This is a genomic window from Paenibacillus paridis (genome assembly GCF_006345825.1).
Taxonomy (GTDB): domain Bacteria; phylum Bacillota; class Bacilli; order Paenibacillales; family Paenibacillaceae; genus Pristimantibacillus; species Pristimantibacillus paridis.
Window position 1 is genome coordinate 17,456 of sequence record NZ_VCIX01000074.1, and the last position, 17,266, is coordinate 34,721.

The window sequence follows — 17,266 nt, forward strand, 5'->3', positions numbered from 1 at the left end:
GGGATGTCAGCGTTTTCACTATGGAGCCAAACAACGATATATAATACGAATTCAACGATGCGTCCAAAAAGCATATCAAAAAGGACAGGATTAGCTCCTGCCCTTCGTATTCCCGTATGATTTCAGACGCTATACCTTATTCGTCTTCCGATATTCTCCCGGCGTCATTCCAGTGATTTGCTTAAACTGCCGGTTAAAATACAAAATGTTCTTATAGCTGAGCTGATCCGCGATTTCATACACTTTATATTGCGGCTGCAGAAGCAGCTCACATGCCCGGTTAATTCGCAGCTTGATCAAATGGTCGCTGAAATGCTCCCCCGTCTCGTCCTTAAACATCTGTCCAAGATAATTGGGCGAAAATTCAAATTTGGCCGCAACCTGCTTTAACGTAATTTTTTGATCCAGCTGGCTGCCAATATACTGGTTGATTTGCTCAATAATGGTTCTCCCCTGTTTTTGTTTCTTGCTGTACAGCAGCTCTGAGAGCTCAAATAGCCTTCTCCTAAGCCAAGATTTCAAATCATAAATCGTTTCGAAGTGGAACATCACATTCAAGTGAACATACTCCCAGTTCAGCAGGACATATAGGTCTTCGTTCAGCTGCTGGCAATGCATGTGAAGCCGGGAAATAAACTGAACGGCGATATGAATAATAGTCGCTTTCTCCTCCAGCTTCTCGAGCTGCAAGAACAAGCTCTCCAGCCGCTCGCTAAGGGAAACCAGCTGGTACTGCAGCATGTCTTGAAAGATCGCCTCGCTGATCGCATCCATATCGATGACGGCAGCACCGCCCCGCTCCTTGCCTGCGGAATAAGGAATGACACGATTTTTCCCAAGAAACAGCTTATCCTTGACCGCTTGAGCCGCTTGCTTGTAGGAGCTTCCCAGCTCTGCTGCTTCCGCGACGCTGTTTCCGATCCCGATTGTGATGGTTAAGGGGTAACGCTCGCTGATGAATCGCACCAGTCTCTCGGACAGCTCGACAAACCCTTCCTTGCCGCAAGTGGAAATAATGAGCGCCCTGCGCTGCTTATCCCGTATGCAGTAGCCGTAGCTATACTCCTTGGCATAAGCTTCGATGGCTTCGAAGATATCTAGCGGCACGCGGTTTCTCTCGTTTTCAGACAGCTGGTCCCGCTTCCATTCCCAATCATCGATCTCGATAAGCGCAACGGCTGGATCACGCTGCAAGGAAAGCTGCCGCAGCGCATTTTCAGGCACATGCCTGACCTGCGGCGAAGCTATGCCCTCCAGCCAGCTCAGCACAAGCTCCTTCTCGATCAGCGGCAGCGCCTCCTTCCACTGCTGGTCGGATTGAGCAGCTTGCCTTTCCGTATCAATCGCAGCCATCAAGCTATGCAAGGTCGTGCTTAGCTCTTGATCCTCTATCGGCTTTAGCAAATACGCGGTGGCGCTAACTTGCATCGCTTGCTTGGCATACCCAAAATCCTCATGTCCGCTCACGAACACAATTTTGAGCTTCGGCTGAAGCTCCCTTGCCTTGGCGGCCAGCTCCAGCCCGGACATCACCGGCATGCGGATATCCGAAAGCAAGATATCGATCGTTGAATCCTGCAACCGCTTAAGCGCTGCGAAAGCGCTATTCACTGCCGTAACGGTCCCTCTGCCTGCTACGCTGTTCATCACGCGGCGCTTCAGCCATTCCAAGTCGACCGACTCGTCATCCACCAGCAGGATATGGTAGTTCATTGCTTGCTCCTCCTTCATGCAGTTGTGATTTAAGATAAGGCAGTGTCAATCGCACGGAAGTGCCGATTCCGATTTTGCTATCAATGAAGACGCCATATTCTTCGCCGTATTGCAGCTTGATCCGTTCGTTAACGTTTCGAATGCCATAACCTCCAGGCTCCTCCCTTGGCTGCAGCAGCACCTGAAGCTTTTCGGCTGGCATGCCGATGCCGTTATCGTTAATTTGCAAAATAATGTTATCGTCCTCTCTCCTGCCCGTAATGCCGATGTGAATATGCTCTTCGAACCAAGCATGCTGGAACACATTCTCCACAAACGGCTGCAGAATCAGCTTAATGATCGGACAGTCAGCAAGCTCAGGCTCAATCGAATAGCTGACTGAAAAACGGTTGGCATATTTGATCATCTGAATTTCGAGGTAGGCTTTCACCTGATTAATTTCGTTATCTAGCGAAATAATCATCTTCCCATCGTTTAGCGTTAAGCGATAAAATTTTGACATTTGTGATACCATCGCGCTCAGCTTCTCGATCTCGCCTATATTGGCCAAGCTGTTGATCGAGGATAAGGTGTTATACAAAAAATGTGGGTTGATTTGGGCCTGAAGCGCTTCAAGCTCCTTCTCCTTCTTCTGCATGCCCTGCAAATACACTTCACGAATCAGCTCGTCAATATGATGCGCCATCCGGTTGAAAGCAGCGGAGAGCAGGCTGAATTCGTCATTGCCTTTGAACGGGATCCGCATATCAAAATTCCCGTTCTGGAAGGAGCGTACATGCGTTACGATCCGAAGCATCTTACGGCCTGAATAACGTGCGATAATAACGGCGATCAAGGCGATAATAACAAAGCTGATGCCGCATACAAGCATCGTAATATTGCGAATCTTACCGGCATCCTCTTTTAATATTTTCATCGGAACCATCGTTTCAAGCCTAAAATCGGAGGCCGGTATGTCAATCTTCACCTTGAGATAATCGTCCGCAGAACCGCTGGCTTCTGCGTTCTGAATAAGTGTAGCGCCGTCGCTTTGATTAATGATCCGAATAACGCTGCCTTCGTTCAGATCCAAAGCGGCAAACGATAGAAAAATGTCCTTTAGGGGGATGCTCATGCGCAAATAACCAATTTCAGTCTGGTAATCATTAAACGATATCAGCTTCCGCAGCAGCGAAATATGGTTCAAGCTTTTGTCCGTGTCCATCTGAATCCATTTGTTGTCCTTGCCCGATTGAACGAACTTGCGAAAATCAGCCTGCTGTTCAAGACGCGAGAAAGATAGGATATGATAGCTTTGGCTCGTTATCGCGGTGTCCAGCTTCCCGTACACTTCATTGATTTGTTTATTGGCAGGATACAAGATTAGCCTTATTTTTTGGACGGACATGCCAAGCGATGTCTCCAACGTAGGAAGCAGATTTCGCGAGGTCATCTCATATACTTCCAGACTGTCTCCCGTAATTTGCAGGTACTTCTGGAAGGAAGTGCTGCCAAACAGCGAGTCTGAAACCGCTTGCATATCTAGCATTTTGTATTGGATGTTATCACTGATCTGCTGCATCGTCCACTTCACATTGGTTTGAACGAGCTCCGTTCTGGATTGCAGCGCGGTCTGGTAAGAGAAAAAACCGATGACCACATCCGTTATCATGACTAGCAGCAGATAGGGCAGCATCATTTTGTAGGAAAACGGAATATAGTTGCGCATCCCCATTAGCACCTCTTTACCTTACTTTATTTAGGAGAACCCCCTCCACCTTATGTGCCCCATGTTACTTCGTCAATATTAAAGTGTCAATCCACGCTAGGTTATCTCCGTCGTTTTTCCAGCTCCTGTTAGTCTGGTGTTCGATTTTCATGGTCATCACTTGTCTCGTGAATTTAGTAGAAATATCCGAAACAGATGAGATGGGTTTAAATAATAGTTCTTACCTAGCCTAGCGGCTTCAAATGGGCAGCTTATGGCTGGGTTTTGGAGAAATAGGTCTATTATTTAGATCTAATCCTGCGCAAATAACTAAATTCGTTGATATAGATCTAAAAAATAGATCTAATCTAGCCAGCGGATTCAAACGGGCTGCTTATGGCTAGGTTTTGGAGATATAGATAAGAGTAACGAAGTGTTCGCCCTTATAGCCGAATTCTTACTTTACTTTCTTAGCAACCGATGCGGGAAATCTTAGTTCAACTTATATCGTTGAGCCACAAAATAGAAAAAGACTGCCCCCTGTAGTTAAAAACGACTACAAGGACAGTCTTTTCTAAGCAACCGATTTTAGCGTTCTGACAACGGCAGCCATGCTAGGAAATGCTGGATATGCGTGTCCCAGTAACCCCAGTCGTGATTGCCTGGTCCTTCTACATATGTCAGCGGATAATCTACGGCTTTGCACATATCCCTAAAAGCGAGATTGTCCTTATACAAAAAATCCTCTGTGCCGCAGCATTGGTAAAGAGCAGGCTTCTCCGACATGGATGGCGAATTTGCGGAAAGCAGATGCAGCAGATCCTCGTCAGTGCCAGTGATATCTTTGCCTCCGTAAATCAGCTTGAAATATGGCACCATGTGAGGAAACGCTGGATCCTGAATATGGCTGGCCATGTCGAGCGCACCGGATAAGCTGCCAGCAGCAGCAAAACGGTCGGGATGCCGAAGCGCTAATTTAAAAGCCCCATAACCTCCCATCGACAAGCCTGCAACATAATTGTCTTCCCTGGCGTCTGATAAAGGGAAGAAGGATCTGGCTACAGCCGGAAGCTCTTCCGACAAGAAGGTCCAATATTTATTGCCATACTCCATATCGGTATAAAAGCTTTGATGCACATTCGGCATGACTACGGCGATTCCAAGTTCAGCTACATAACGTTCGATCGAGGTTCTTCTCGACCAGATCGTATCATCATCGGATAAGCCGTGCAGCAAAAATAACGTTTTGTGAAGCTTCTGGCCGCTGCGGTTGTTCATTCCGATCTGCGTAGTTGTCTGTTGAGGCAAAATAACGGTCATCGACGTACTGAGGCCAAGCACTTCTGAATGAAAATTACATGTAATGAAAGCCAAACTCTATTCCTCCCTTGGACGTCTAGATGCTAATTTAACAGATCTATCAATGTTCTATTCTACCTTATTTATCTCACCTGTGGCAGTAGTCTCATGAAGCGCTTGCAAATATTTTTTAGAAAAGCCGCAAAGGAAAACGGATATGCTGGTTAAGGTTAGTTAGTGAACTTTTTTTCAGTCCTTCTATGAATAATAACAGCAAGGTATAATAGGACCTGTCAAAGCTGTTATCCCATTATTCGGAGGTTGATGAACAATGAAAGTAATGCCGCTCGAGCGTAGAGGAATTTCCAATAGCCGGCTTGCACTTGGCTGTATGGGGTTTGGAGGAAGCTGGGATCTTGCGGATCCCATTACACCGGATCATATTACGCAAGCCGAGGCAGCCGTTGAAGCGGCTTTGTCCATTGGCATTACCATGTACGATCATGCAGACATCTACACTAGGGGCAAAGCTGAATCCATTTTTGGACAAGTCTTAAAGCGGCAGCCTAAGCTTCGGGAACAAATCGTCATTCAATCCAAGGTTGGCATCCAGCTCTCCGATGGCGTACTCCCTGGACGCTTCAACTTCTCTAAGGAGCATATCTTGCCATCGGTAGATGGCATTCTGGAACGGCTTGGCACGGAATACCTGGATGTGCTTCTGCTGCATCGTCCGGACCCTCTTATGGAGCCGGACGAAATAGCCGAAGCATTTACGAAACTCAAGCTCTCCGGCAAGGTTCGCAACTTCGGCGTATCCAACATGAGTCCTGGGCAAATTCGGTTTCTGCAGCGGGCGCTTCCTGATCCGATTGTCGTTAACCAACTGGAGCTCAGCCTGCTGCGTCATGACTGGGTGGACCAAGGCATTCATGTCAATCAAAAAGCAGGCCTGAAAGATAATTTTGCCGAAGGCCTTATGGAATTTATGCAAATGGAAAATATTCAAATTCAAGCATGGGGACCGCTTGCGCAGGGTCGGTTCTCGGGACGTTTGTCCGAGAATGCCACTGAAGCAGAAATCCAAACGGCAGCTCTCGTTAAGCAGCTGGCTGAGGAAAATGAAACTACCACGGAGGCCATCGTGCTGGGGTGGCTGATGAAGCATCCTGCACGCATCCAGCCGGTCATCGGCACCGTTAATCCGGAGCGAATTATCGCCTGTAAAGACGCAGCAAGACAAGCGGATCTCATGACACGGGAACAATGGTATACCCTTCTGGTAAGCGCTAGAGGCGCGAACATGCCTTAAGGCATATTTCAAGCGGATAATTATTAATAATTTTTCATTTTTTTCTCATAATTGCTCATAATCCCTTTAGCGGCCTTCTTTTCGCTCTAATAAGCGAAAAAAGCCGCTTTTCGTATGTGTTATAGTCAAACACATAATACGAAACGCGGAGGGACATCCTGACAGCATGAGAAAATTACACATAATGAAATCGATTGCCAAAGCAGGCATTTGCAGCGCGATCGTCATGTCGGCAATCACATTCGGATCTTTTGCACCAAAAGCACACGCAGCAACACCTGAAACCATTAATCTTATAGAATCGGGCAAAGAATATATCGGTACTCCTTATAAATTCGGTGCACCAGCTGGCGTTACATACGCATTTGACTGCTCTTCTTTCACCCAGTTTTTATTTAAAGGACTTGACGTAAACCTTCCACGAACTTCCACTGCACAGGCAAAGGTAGGCGAGACGGTAGCCAAAGGTTCTTTGAGCATGGGCGACCTTGTATTTTTCAAGACAAATGGCAAGACAATCAGCCATGTGGCTATTTATGCAGGAAACAATAAAATCATTCACAGCTCCACTAGCCAAGGCGTAACGGTTTCCAATTTAAATACCAGCTACTGGACCAAGAGCTATGTAACGGCTAAACGCGTCGTATCCTAGCCAACTCTTTGCTTTAAAAGCTGCTTTCGCCTCTCGCGAAGGTGGCTTTTTCCTTTATTATCGGCAGCATCTACTTTAAGCTTCCGAGATGCCTCTGTCGGTACCGTAGCGGCGTAACGCCTACTACTTTCTTAAACATATGGATGAAATATGAAACATTTGGATACCCCACTAATATCCCCACTTGCTCTATCGAATGCGATGTAGACTGCAGCAGCCTGCTCGCCTGCTTGATTCTCCTAGCTGTCAAATAATCGGTAATATTGCTGCCAGTCTCCTCGTGGAAGACACGGGAAACATAAAACTTTGATAAATGCATGAAATCGGCAAGGTGATCCAAACTGACTTCCTCCGCAAAATGCTCCTCGATCCACTGCATAATCTGCTCTGAATAACGAAGAGCCCTTCCTTTGGCTCCCACATCCAGGCGCTCTCCCTCTTTGCGCTGCTCCTGATGAATGAGGCCCATTAACTGCAATATCAACAGGACTACCTCTTCTTGTGCCTGTCCCCTGCCTTGGTTGTAAAGGTTATCGTACAACATGAAGCAGTCCTCTAGTTCTTTGGCTACCTGCTCCAGCTGAAATGCTGGGCCAATCGCCTTTCCCTGCCATACCTTCATAAACAAGCTGTGGCGCAGCGGAAACGAGCTCATGCCCTCTGCTGCAACAGCCGGATCTAGATATGCCATTGACCGAGTATAAGGCTTCTCTGGGCTTACATTTGCAAACACCTTGTGCAATTGGAAGGGCTGAAATAGAAAGAGCATCCCTCGCTTCATCTCATAGGAATGCTGATTAACGATAATGCTGCCTTCGCCTTCGTGAATATACAAAAGCTCCATGCATTGATGCCAATGATAATAACCCGGATAGGCTGTATCCGCCCTGGCCCTATGCGACCATAGAAACGTCTGACCGTCGAACTTGACAGGATCGAACAAGAAGTTCATATTGCACCTCACCATGACAATATAACAACATTTGCATCCCTAAGTATGACAACTTTTAAAGTATTTGAACAGCTTAAGTTGATCGTGCTCGAAAAAAACGGCACACAAACGTTGAATCGTTTGCATGCCGTCAATATTCCATTCTTGTTTACTATCATGGCTAACTTATTGCCTCTCTAGGTAAACCCGCTTCCTTAGCATACGCTTTACGAAAAACGGGCTGATGATCATCATGATTTCTAATCTTAATCCAGCTGCTTGTCCGTCCTTCTTCATATCGGCTATCCTTACGTTTACAAGCGATGCCTTCAAGCCCGAAGCGCTGAACGAGATCAAATAGTACGATACCCTCTGTGTCTACAAATAACATCTTCGTATAAAATGAGTTATCCTCCAATACCTGGTTGAGCAGCATTTTCCGCTCATGCAGCGGGGTTGCTCTTAGGTCCCTGCCATTATAATAAAGAATATCGAACACAAAAAATTTGACCGGATACATTCGTTTTGCATCTCGGATACGAGGCTCTTTATTAAGCCTGTAACGCTCCTGCAGCCTTCCGAAATCAACGATTCCCGTCAGCGGATCTACATAAGCCACTTCGCCGTCCAAAACAACATCAGCAGGTTCTCTTAGCGGAACATTATGTAATTCTGGGTATTGGCGCGTCAAATCGTTAAAATGCCGCGAATATAATTTCGCTTTGTTTCCCAGAAAGGATAATTGCAAACGCTGCCCCTCGATCATCGGTTCAAAAATAAAATCCGGGTCATCAAAAGGCTTGTCCAGCTCCGTCATGAGCATAGGTTTCATAAACATTACGCCTCCCCTCCCGTGTATCCATTTTAACATGGACGCATACCAAAAATCGGCGGTAAATTTAGGTGGAATTAACGAATAATCTCTGTTTCTATTCCGCATAATAGGTTTAGAAGGAGGCTGAGAAAAGATGGCAAACCGAACTAACCAACTTCTTGTCCCGCAAGCACGCGCAGCTCTTGAACAGCTTAAATTTGAAGTCGCCCAAGAGCTTGGCATTCAACTTCCGCAAGACGGCTATTACGGCAATATGACTACTCGCGATATGGGCTCCATCGGTGGATTAATTACACGCCGGCTCGTCCAAATGGCTGAGCAGCAGCTCGCAGGCCGTCATTAAATTTCACAAGCTAAGCGCCGGGAAAGCAGCAATGCCTTTCCGGCGCTTATTTGTTTTTTTGCAACATACCGCAATAATTCTGATTTGCCCTATCAGGAACTTCCCTTCTGGTGCAAAAGTCGGTAAAATAGGATAGAGTTCTACCGCTACATAACCCTAACTAGCTAATTCCATAAGAGAGAGGAATACTCCAATATGATTATTCAACCGAAAACACGCGGATTTATTTGTACGACTGCTCATCCTGAAGGCTGCGCTCAGCAAGTACAGCGCCAAATTGATTATGTAAATGCAAAGCCTTCCATCGAAGGCCCTCGCAATGTGCTTGTAATCGGTGCCTCGACAGGCTATGGCCTGGCTTCCCGTATCGTCTCGTCATTCGCTGCAGGCGCCAATACGATTGGCGTTTATTTCGACAAAGCCGCTGAAGGCGCTCGCACGGCTTCGGCTGGCTGGTACAACTCCGCAGCATTCGAAGAGGCTGCTGCTGCTGCTGGACGCAAATCCTACAGCATCGTTGGAGACGCTTTCTCTGATGAAATCAAAGCAAAGACGATTGATCTCATTCGCACTGAGCTAGGGCAAATCGACCTTGTCGTGTACAGCGTTGCGTCCCCTCGCCGTACTCATCCAAAGACGGGCGAAACTTTTTCATCCGTAATCAAGCCGCTAGGCGGCACTTATACGAACAAGACCGTTAACTTCCACAGCGGCGAGGTTTCGCAGGCGACCATCGAGCCGGCTACCGAAGACGAGCTTCGCCAGACGATTGCAGTCATGGGCGGCGAGGACTGGCAAATGTGGATCGACGAGCTTCAACAAGCAGGCGCTCTTTCAGAAGGCGCGACAACTGTTGCTTACTCGTATATTGGACCTGAGATTACGCATGCCGTTTACCGTGAAGGAACGATCGGCGCTGCCAAAAACGACCTTGAAGCAACAGCGCACCGCCTTAATGAGCAGCTTGGCGCTAACGGCGGACGAGCTTTCGTATCCGTTAACAAGGCGCTAGTTACACAATCAAGCTCTGCGATTCCGGTCGTACCGCTTTATATCTCCGCCCTTTATAAAGTCATGAAAGAAAAAGGCATCCATGAGGGCTGCATTGAGCAGATGTACCGCCTATTCTCCGAGCGCCTATACGGCAATAACGAAACGCTTGTTGATGAGAGAGGCCTAATTCGCGTAGATGATTGGGAAATGAGACCGGAAATTCAGGCTGAGGTTGCTGACGTTTGGGCCAAGCTCTCTACTGAGAATGTTTATGATCTTTCCGATTTGGAAGGCTACCGCCGCGAGTTTTTCCAGCTGTTCGGCTTTGAGACCGATGGCATAGATTACGAAGCGGACGTTAATCCTGAAGTAAACATTGCCAATCTGCGTTAATCACAAGTTAAAGAGCCAATCGCCGTATCCTTCTACGGCGATTGGTTTTTTTGTTATCTTATTTGGACAAAAAAAAGCTCTTAACCCGAAGGTTAAGAGCTCTTAGTTTAAATACTACAGTTTTACAACGTTTTCTGCTTGTGGTCCACGGTTGCCTTGAGTTACGTTGAACTCAACGCGTTGACCTTCGTCAAGCGATTTGAAGCCTTCGCCTTGAATAGCGGAGAAATGTACGAATACGTCATTTCCGCCTTCTACTTCAATAAAGCCAAAGCCTTTCTCTGCGTTAAACCATTTTACTGTACCTTGTTCCATAATTGATTACCTCCAATAAGTTATTAACATGTTTTTTCCAGAAAAACTAAAAATCACACATTGAAAAAGATATCATCATACAAATGACAACCTTTTCAATATGTGAATTCAAGGTTAAATTTGTTGTTTGTATTGATAATATACCATAGGCATTTATAATAAGCAAGTCATCTTTCAAAAAAAACGAAAATTTCTTTTTAGCGAAGGATTACATCGCTTTTGGAAGGGAAAAATAAGCTTATTCACAACCCCCATTAAACGATAGAGGTGTGCCAAACATGAAAAAACTGTTCCTCCTGCTTGTCCTACTATTAATAGCCGGATGTTCCACACATTCAAGCAAAAATACGAAGCCGTCATCAGCCGCTAACGTGACGCAAGCCTCGTCCATTACTGCTGCCCCATCCCAAAGTTCATCGCTCTCCATGAAGCAGAACGGCCAACTCAAATCCAAATGGACATCAGACGACCTTGCGTCAGCTGAATATCCGGCAGATCAAGCCCAGACCTCCATCCATTATGATCAGGATGTGCTGGAGATGGTTAATGCAGAACGGGCCAAGACAGGCTTAAGCCCGCTTGTTATGGATGACGCTTTATCCAAAATGGCATTAGTGAAAGCGCAGGATCTGTATAATAACCGCTACTTTGACCATAACTCCCCAACCTACGGCTCACCCTTTGATATGATGAAAAAATTTCAAATCAACTATAACGCAGCAGGAGAAAATATCGCCAAGGGTCAGCCCACCCCTAAAAAGGTTATGAACGATTGGATGAACAGCGCTGGCCATCGGGCTAATATAATGAGCAGCAGTTTTACTAAGATCGGGATCGCCTATTTTAAAAGCACATGGGTTCAGGAATTTACGGGCTAAGAAACAAGCAACGAAAAAAGCAGCCAAAGCATACCGATTGAACATCGAGCCTCTCGAAGACACTGTGGTTACCATCCAGTGATTTTCTTTAGAGCCACGTTCAATCCGAGTGCTGAAGGCTGCTTTTTCCCTTATTCAACTATACTTTATGCTTAGCTAAGACATCGCTTAGAACCGACAAAAGGCTGTCATTCTCCTCTGGTGTACCGATTGAGATGCGAATATGCTCCGGCAACCCCCATATCTTCCCATATCGCACAATAATCCCTCTTGTCATTAACTGACCATATACAGCCTCTGCTTTCGATCCAAGCCTTACAAGCACAAAGTTGCTCATGCTCTCAGTGTATTCAACGCCTAACTGGCGAAAGCCCGCATATAGCCGTTCTCGTTCACGAACCACAAGCTCGCGCGAGCGTATGACATGTTCTTTATCGGCTATCGCCGCCACCGCAGCAGCCTGAGCCAGCGTATTCACATTAAACGGCTCCTTGACCTGCAGAATGCTTTGAATGATGGGCTGCGGAGCAGCGCCGAAACCTACGCGTATACCCGCAAGCCCATATATTTTGGAAAAGGTTTTTAAGACCAGCAGCGGATAACCTTCCCTTACAAACCGTATGCCGTCAGAATAGGTGTCAACAGAAACAAAGTGGCTATATGCCGCATCCAACACGACAAGTATTCGTTTAGGCAAATCATCCAGCAACTGCTTCAGCTCGTTATGAGCTAATATGGTGCCGGTAGGATTATTCGGAGAACAAATATAGACCAGTTTTGTACGCTCCGTTACAGCGGCCAAAATCGCCTTCGTATCGAAAGCAAAGTCCTCGGTTAACGGAACGGTTATGGCTTTGGCCCCCATGAGCTGCGCACCGAATTCATATTCGCTAAACGTTGGCCCTGGGACGATAATTTCATCACCTGCATCCAAAAAAGCTTCCGATACTAGCGTAATCAGCTCGTCTCCGCCGTTTGTTACGATGACATGCTCGGTGCTAAGATCATAATGACTAGCAATCGCGTGCTTCAAATCGATCGTCTGCGCGTCAGGATAACGGTGAAGATCGGATAATACCGCCTGTATGGCTTCAAGCGCTTTTGGGGAAGGCCCCAGCGGATTCTCATTGGACGCTAGCTTGATTACCCGTTCCAGCCCCAGCTCTTTCTGTACCTCCCATATCGGCTTCCCGGGGGAATAGGGCTTCATTAGCTCCAATGCTTTGCGCGGCTGTACCTCATGTTGATTCGTTTGCATCAAAATCACCCTCGTAATATGTAATTTAAATCCTTTATTGCGATAATACATTAATCCGTTATAACAGTAAAGTGATAATGTAAAATAACCTCCAAAACCACACTTGCTGTGGAGATGAAGGTTAAGGTTCCTGCACGAACGAATATTAAGTCTGTAACACCAACATGCTAGGTGCGCCTCGATGTAAGAATAAAAAAAGAAGCTAGTCCATAATATGAAGCTGCATTACGGTCTCTCTTCTTCATTTTTCATAAAAACCTGCAAATCCTGATCGGCTTTGGATTGATTGCAAGCGTTGCATGCACAGACACAATTGACAGGCGTCGTATGGCCGCCCTTGGCACGTGGCAGCATGTGGTCGATCGTATCGCCAAACTCTCCGCAAAAATAACAGATATGGTTGTCCCGCTCCAAAATATATCGCCTAAAATCCTTATTGCTAAACAACCGGCGAATCGTATGCCGGTTAACAATAACCGCAGCATGCTCCTTCACCAGCGTGACAGCAAGCTCAAGCTCTATCTCTTGATACCAGCGCCTGCCCTTATCCGTCTTGCCTCTCATCCAGATGGTTCCTTGGCGAGTCGTCTTCAAAGCGGCCGGGTCATTCGGAAGCGGTATAGAAGGCATCGGCGGAGATAACCGCGGTTTATTGGCCTGTGCTTTCCGTCTTATCGCTTTTTGATCCAGAAGCTGGGCGGTTGCCGGCATAACCGCTGCCGTCTTTGCCTTGCGGCAGGCTCTACACGCCCCGCGGCGCGATCCCGTGCTCGAGCGCTTACCGGTCCTTCGCAAAAATTGCGTGATCGGCTTTATTTCCTTGCATATGGCACATTGCTTCGTATCTAGAGGCTCCGTTACATCCATCTATTGTCCGGGGCGCAGCTTGTTGTGCACTCCCGTTCTCGTCCCCTCATGTTTTTCTACTATTGTAGCATTAATTGGAACATGAGTGGAGTTTCCTGCTATTGTCTTCTTTTCGGGTACCGACAGGATTAATAATGCTTGCCCTGATCCTCGGTATCTTTGTCTTCCCACCTGCGCGAATAAGCTTTATTCGTTATCCAGAAAGTAATCCATGCTAAAATAACAACAATAATGGCCGAAGCCACCCATACGCCAACCGGCACTTCCATCTGAATCCCTCCTAAACGTTATGAAAGAAAATACATAGACTAGCCAAACGTAACAATGCTCTGACTTGCTTCGTTCACATGCAGCTGGAAAATATCAGGGCGATTATAATGACCGACGACATCAAAGTCGAATCGGCTGGCTGTCACAAGCGACATATCTAAATCCGCGTACAAAATCGTTTCTTCCCCGTATACCGGCTCTGCAACATAATCGCCCAAGGGTCCTACAATTGCGCTGCCGCCGCGGCAAAGCGGGTCCGCATCCTGCTCTAGCTCAGCATACCCATTCAAATCCTGAGGATACATGGCCTTCGTTACGTATTGATTGCTGGAGAGAACATAACATCTTCCTTCACAGGCGATATGCTTCAGCGTAGCTTGCCAAGTATCGCGCGCATCTGCTGTCGGCGTAACCAAAATGTCTATTCCCTTGGCATACATAGCCGTTCTCGCAAGCGGCATATAATTTTCCCAGCAGATTAATCCGCCAATCCGCCCGAAAGGCGTGTCGATGACGGTGAGTGAGCTGCCGTCCCCCTGACCCCATAACAACCGCTCCGATCCGGTCGGCATCAGTTTGCGGTGCTTCCCAAGTAATTGACCGTCCGGTCCGAAATATACGATGCTGTTATAGAGCGTAGAGCGGCTAAATGCTTGATCCCGTTCCACGACGCCGACGATTAAATACAAGCCTGCTTCTCTAGCGATTTCTCCAAGCAAATCCGTATCCGTACCGGGAATCATAATGGCGCTGTCGCAATACCTCGCCCAATCCTCGCGCCCTTCCGTTGTTCGGCTGCCAACTCTAGCCCCGAAGGAGAGTCCTCTCGGATAACCTGAAACAAAAACCTCAGGAAAAAGCAGCAATTGAGCACCCTTCGCTTGCGCTTCCTTAGCGCAGCTGGCTATTTTCTGAAAGGCTGATTGTTTATCAAACAGGATGGGGGCTGCCTGAACGACTGCTACCCTTGCATTACGTTGATTCATCGTCGCCGTCTCCTTTATGCTACTAAACGGTATTCCTGGGCTATGGATATAGCTCTAGCTTACCGTTTTTTCGCCATACCGAAACCGTCCAATTGGCATGTAATTAGACCATCCAATTAATCGACCGTGGTTCAAATCATCCGATAAGAAAAAACAGATTTGAAGTCCTATAAATGATATCTATAAAATCTAATTTAAAAAGGACACTAGCCCATCAGCTAATGTCCTCTCCCTTTATGTCCGATTTGTCATCTGTACGATACGGTCACAGATGACAGCTGCGTCTTCTTGATCATGCGTCACGACAAGGCAGGTCATATTAGACTCATGCAGCAATAGCTTCAACTCTTCACGAATGTCTTTTTTCAAATGAGCATCCAAGCTGCTGAATGGCTCATCCATCAATAACAATTCTGGCGATGGAGCCAGCGCCCTAGCAAAGGCAACCCGCTGCTGCTGCCCGCCGCTAAGTTCATGTGGATACCGCTTCACCAGATGCTGCAGTCGAATCAGCTCCAGCATTTCCTCCAGGCGAAGCAACCTTTCCTTTTTCGATAGCCGATGCAGTCCGAATAATATATTTTGGCCAACGGTCAAATGAGGAAATAATGCATAGTCCTGAAATACCATCCCCACGCCGCGCTGCTCGGGCTCGATAAAATGCTGCGGGTCGACCAATGTTCTACCGTTAAGGATGATACGTCCCGAATCTGGCAGTTCCAGACCCGCAATGATTCGCAGCAGCGTGCTTTTGCCGCAGCCGCTTTGCCCCAGCAGCCCGGCTACCTCCCCTTTTTCCATTCTCAAAGAGAAATGCTTTAAAACGGCAGTATTCCGTCCCGCATATCCGAAAGAGATGTCTGTCAATTCAAAAAATGTCATGTGGATTTCTTCTCTCCCAACCAATGATAGAAAAAGACCGATAACGTGCCGACGGCAATAATGAACAAAGAAGGAACCGAAGCTTGATGGATCTGTTCATCGCTAGCGTATTGATACGCTTTGGTTGCCAATGTCTCAAAATTAAAGGGGCGCAGCAGCAGAGTGAGCGGAAGCTCCTTGACCATTTCCATGAACGTTAACAAAAAACCGGCGAGAATCGAGCCTTTAATCAATGGAAAATCAACTTTAAAGAACGTTTTGGTCTCGCTCATGCCAAGCGTTCGTGAAGCTTCCGAATAACGATTGCCTATTTTATCGAAGCCCGATTCGACCGCATTAAAACCTACTGCCAAAAAACGGATTACATAAGCAAATACGAGCATAACCAGCGACATGCTAAGCACCAATTTGCTTGAACCCCAGCCTAACCAGCCGTAGAGCCCGCCCAGTTGATGATCAAGTGATATGAACACCGCCAGTACGCCAATCGACAATACCGCTCCCGGTATGGAGTATCCCATGGATATCAGCTTAGTAATTGCAAGCGCGAAGAATGAATGCTTGTAGGAGCGGCTTACGTTAGCGACAATAACGGCAAGCAGCATGAGCAATCCAATTGAAACGAGGGAAACCACCAGCGTATTTCGTACCAGCTGAACAAATTTTCCATTCCATACATCTTCATACGTCCATGTCGCCCATACGATAAGCTGGACAACCGGAATCGCAAATGAAAGGGCAAAAATCACCGTACTGCAAGCAACCGCTGCCACGGCTCCCAGCTTGCTCAAGCGCCTTCTCCTAAGCGGGCTCGTCCGACTAGTAGGCGAATGAAATCTTCTGCGTCTGCGCACCAGCCGCTCTATGATAAACAAGCCAATAATGACGATCATTAGTAAAGCGGCAAGTCGAATGGCTGAATCCACGTCATACATCCCGAACCAGGTTTTAAAAATAGTCGCGGTAAACGAAGGGATGCCATAGTGCTTCGTCACGCCAAAATCGTTTAAAACCTCAAATGCGACCAGGCTTGCTCCGCCAACAATAGCCGCTTGCGATAAGGGCAATACGATTCGAAAATAAACATGAAGCTGCCCTTTTCCCAGCAGCCTCGCATTTTCGATAAACGCGGCGCTTTGCTTCTCCAAAAAGGTTTTGGTCATCAAATAAATATATGGAAACAAAAAAAGCGTAAATATAAAGATTGCGCCTTTCATAGACAAAATATCAAAATAAGCCTGATTAGGCGTTAAGGCGAGTGAATTACGCATAAACGCTTGTATGCTTCCCGTATAGCTAAGCATTGAGCCGTAAGTATAGGCGCCAATGTAAGGCGGGATCGCTAGTGGAAGCAGGAAGGCAAAATGAAAAAATCCGCGCAGCGGAAAGTCATGAGCAGCCATTAGCCACGCAAGCGACACACCGATGATAACGGAGAAGATGACGGTGCCAAGCACCAGCCACATGGACTGTATAATCGAATCAAGCAGCATGTAGTCCTTAATTTGTTGCCAGTTTTCATTGGGTCTGCGGAATAATCCAAATAAAATATAAAGAGACGGGACAAGGGCCATTACGGCCCCTATCACGCTCAAGATTACCCAGCCGTTTAGCTTTCTTTTCAAGTTACGCAGCAAGGTGGAGACGAACAT

Annotated in this window: 17 protein-coding genes; 5 read left to right on the plus strand and 12 right to left on the minus strand. The window is 46.9% G+C overall.

Annotated features, from left to right (window positions below; translation table 11 throughout):
- Nucleotides 1-129: 129 nt before the first annotated feature.
- The 3 genes from FJQ58_RS05940 to FJQ58_RS05950 form a co-directional block, all read right to left on the minus strand.
- Complete coding sequence (locus FJQ58_RS05940; RefSeq protein WP_162341341.1) at nucleotides 130-1,713, minus strand: response regulator; 1,584 nt, start codon at nucleotides 1,711-1,713, stop codon at nucleotides 130-132.
- Nucleotides 1,685-3,421, minus strand: a complete 1,737-nt coding sequence (locus FJQ58_RS05945) for a sensor histidine kinase (protein WP_238403837.1) — start codon at nucleotides 3,419-3,421, stop codon at nucleotides 1,685-1,687. Before FJQ58_RS05945 ends, FJQ58_RS05940 begins: the two co-directional genes overlap by 29 nt.
- Before the next feature lie 567 nt (nucleotides 3,422-3,988).
- A complete protein-coding gene (locus FJQ58_RS05950) occupies nucleotides 3,989-4,774 on the minus strand; it encodes an alpha/beta hydrolase (RefSeq protein ID WP_139991515.1) in 786 nt (261 codons plus the stop codon).
- A 256-nt stretch (nucleotides 4,775-5,030) separates the two neighbouring features.
- Here FJQ58_RS05950 and FJQ58_RS05955 point away from each other — a divergent pair, with 256 nt between their 5' ends.
- Nucleotides 5,031-6,011 (plus strand): aldo/keto reductase, encoded by a 981-nt coding sequence (locus tag FJQ58_RS05955; protein WP_139991516.1) that lies wholly within the window; start codon nucleotides 5,031-5,033, stop codon nucleotides 6,009-6,011.
- Nucleotides 6,012-6,177: 166 nt separating this feature from the next.
- Nucleotides 6,178-6,663 carry a C40 family peptidase gene (locus FJQ58_RS05960; protein ID WP_139991517.1) on the plus strand — a complete coding sequence of 162 codons (486 nt, stop codon included), beginning with the start codon at nucleotides 6,178-6,180 and terminating at the stop codon, nucleotides 6,661-6,663.
- Between the two features lie 70 nt (nucleotides 6,664-6,733).
- On the opposite strand, the gene FJQ58_RS05965 is transcribed toward FJQ58_RS05960, so the two are convergent.
- Both FJQ58_RS05965 and FJQ58_RS05970 read right to left on the minus strand, forming a co-directional pair.
- Nucleotides 6,734-7,615 (minus strand): helix-turn-helix domain-containing protein, encoded by an 882-nt coding sequence (locus FJQ58_RS05965; protein WP_162341343.1) that lies wholly within the window; start codon nucleotides 7,613-7,615, stop codon nucleotides 6,734-6,736.
- Nucleotides 7,616-7,775: 160 nt separating this feature from the next.
- The gene (locus tag FJQ58_RS05970) at nucleotides 7,776-8,432 is read right to left on the minus strand and encodes an ATP-dependent DNA ligase (RefSeq protein WP_162341345.1); all 657 of its coding nucleotides are present in this window, start codon (nucleotides 8,430-8,432) and stop codon (nucleotides 7,776-7,778) included.
- 130 nt (nucleotides 8,433-8,562) lie between these two features.
- On the opposite strand from FJQ58_RS05970, the gene FJQ58_RS05975 reads away from it, so the two are divergent.
- Nucleotides 8,563-8,772, plus strand: a complete 210-nt coding sequence (locus FJQ58_RS05975) for an alpha/beta-type small acid-soluble spore protein (protein ID WP_139991520.1) — start codon at nucleotides 8,563-8,565, stop codon at nucleotides 8,770-8,772.
- A gap of 195 nt (nucleotides 8,773-8,967) precedes the next feature.
- Nucleotides 8,968-10,158, plus strand: a complete 1,191-nt coding sequence (gene fabV / locus FJQ58_RS05980) for an enoyl-ACP reductase FabV (RefSeq protein WP_139991521.1) — start codon at nucleotides 8,968-8,970, stop codon at nucleotides 10,156-10,158.
- Between the two features lie 114 nt (nucleotides 10,159-10,272).
- Here the strand turns inward: fabV and FJQ58_RS05985 are convergent, their stop codons facing one another.
- On the minus strand, nucleotides 10,273-10,473 hold the full coding sequence (locus tag FJQ58_RS05985; protein ID WP_053377054.1) for a cold-shock protein: 201 nt from the start codon (nucleotides 10,471-10,473) through the stop codon (nucleotides 10,273-10,275).
- A 278-nt stretch (nucleotides 10,474-10,751) separates the two neighbouring features.
- On the opposite strand from FJQ58_RS05985, the gene FJQ58_RS05990 reads away from it, so the two are divergent.
- Complete coding sequence (locus FJQ58_RS05990; protein ID WP_139991522.1) at nucleotides 10,752-11,351, plus strand: CAP domain-containing protein; 600 nt, start codon at nucleotides 10,752-10,754, stop codon at nucleotides 11,349-11,351.
- Between the two features lie 139 nt (nucleotides 11,352-11,490).
- Here FJQ58_RS05990 and hisC read toward each other — a convergent pair whose 3' ends face one another.
- The 6 genes from hisC to FJQ58_RS06015 form a co-directional block, all read right to left on the minus strand.
- Nucleotides 11,491-12,609, minus strand: coding sequence for a histidinol-phosphate transaminase (gene hisC / locus FJQ58_RS05995; protein WP_139991523.1), 1,119 nt, complete (start codon nucleotides 12,607-12,609; stop codon nucleotides 11,491-11,493).
- A gap of 225 nt (nucleotides 12,610-12,834) precedes the next feature.
- Nucleotides 12,835-13,320: an HNH endonuclease gene (locus FJQ58_RS06000; RefSeq protein ID WP_238403838.1), complete on the minus strand. Its 486-nt coding sequence runs from the start codon at nucleotides 13,318-13,320 to the stop codon at nucleotides 12,835-12,837.
- Nucleotides 13,321-13,604: 284 nt separating this feature from the next.
- Nucleotides 13,605-13,745: a hypothetical protein gene (locus tag FJQ58_RS32545; protein ID WP_175598125.1), complete on the minus strand. Its 141-nt coding sequence runs from the start codon at nucleotides 13,743-13,745 to the stop codon at nucleotides 13,605-13,607.
- Nucleotides 13,746-13,784: 39 nt separating this feature from the next.
- Nucleotides 13,785-14,732: a carbon-nitrogen hydrolase family protein gene (locus FJQ58_RS06005; protein WP_139991525.1), complete on the minus strand. Its 948-nt coding sequence runs from the start codon at nucleotides 14,730-14,732 to the stop codon at nucleotides 13,785-13,787.
- 234 nt (nucleotides 14,733-14,966) lie between these two features.
- Nucleotides 14,967-15,614 carry an ABC transporter ATP-binding protein gene (locus tag FJQ58_RS06010; protein ID WP_139991526.1) on the minus strand — a complete coding sequence of 216 codons (648 nt, stop codon included), beginning with the start codon at nucleotides 15,612-15,614 and terminating at the stop codon, nucleotides 14,967-14,969.
- Nucleotides 15,611-17,266 carry an ABC transporter permease gene (locus FJQ58_RS06015; protein WP_139991527.1) on the minus strand — a complete coding sequence of 552 codons (1,656 nt, stop codon included), beginning with the start codon at nucleotides 17,264-17,266 and terminating at the stop codon, nucleotides 15,611-15,613. Before FJQ58_RS06015 ends, FJQ58_RS06010 begins: the two co-directional genes overlap by 4 nt.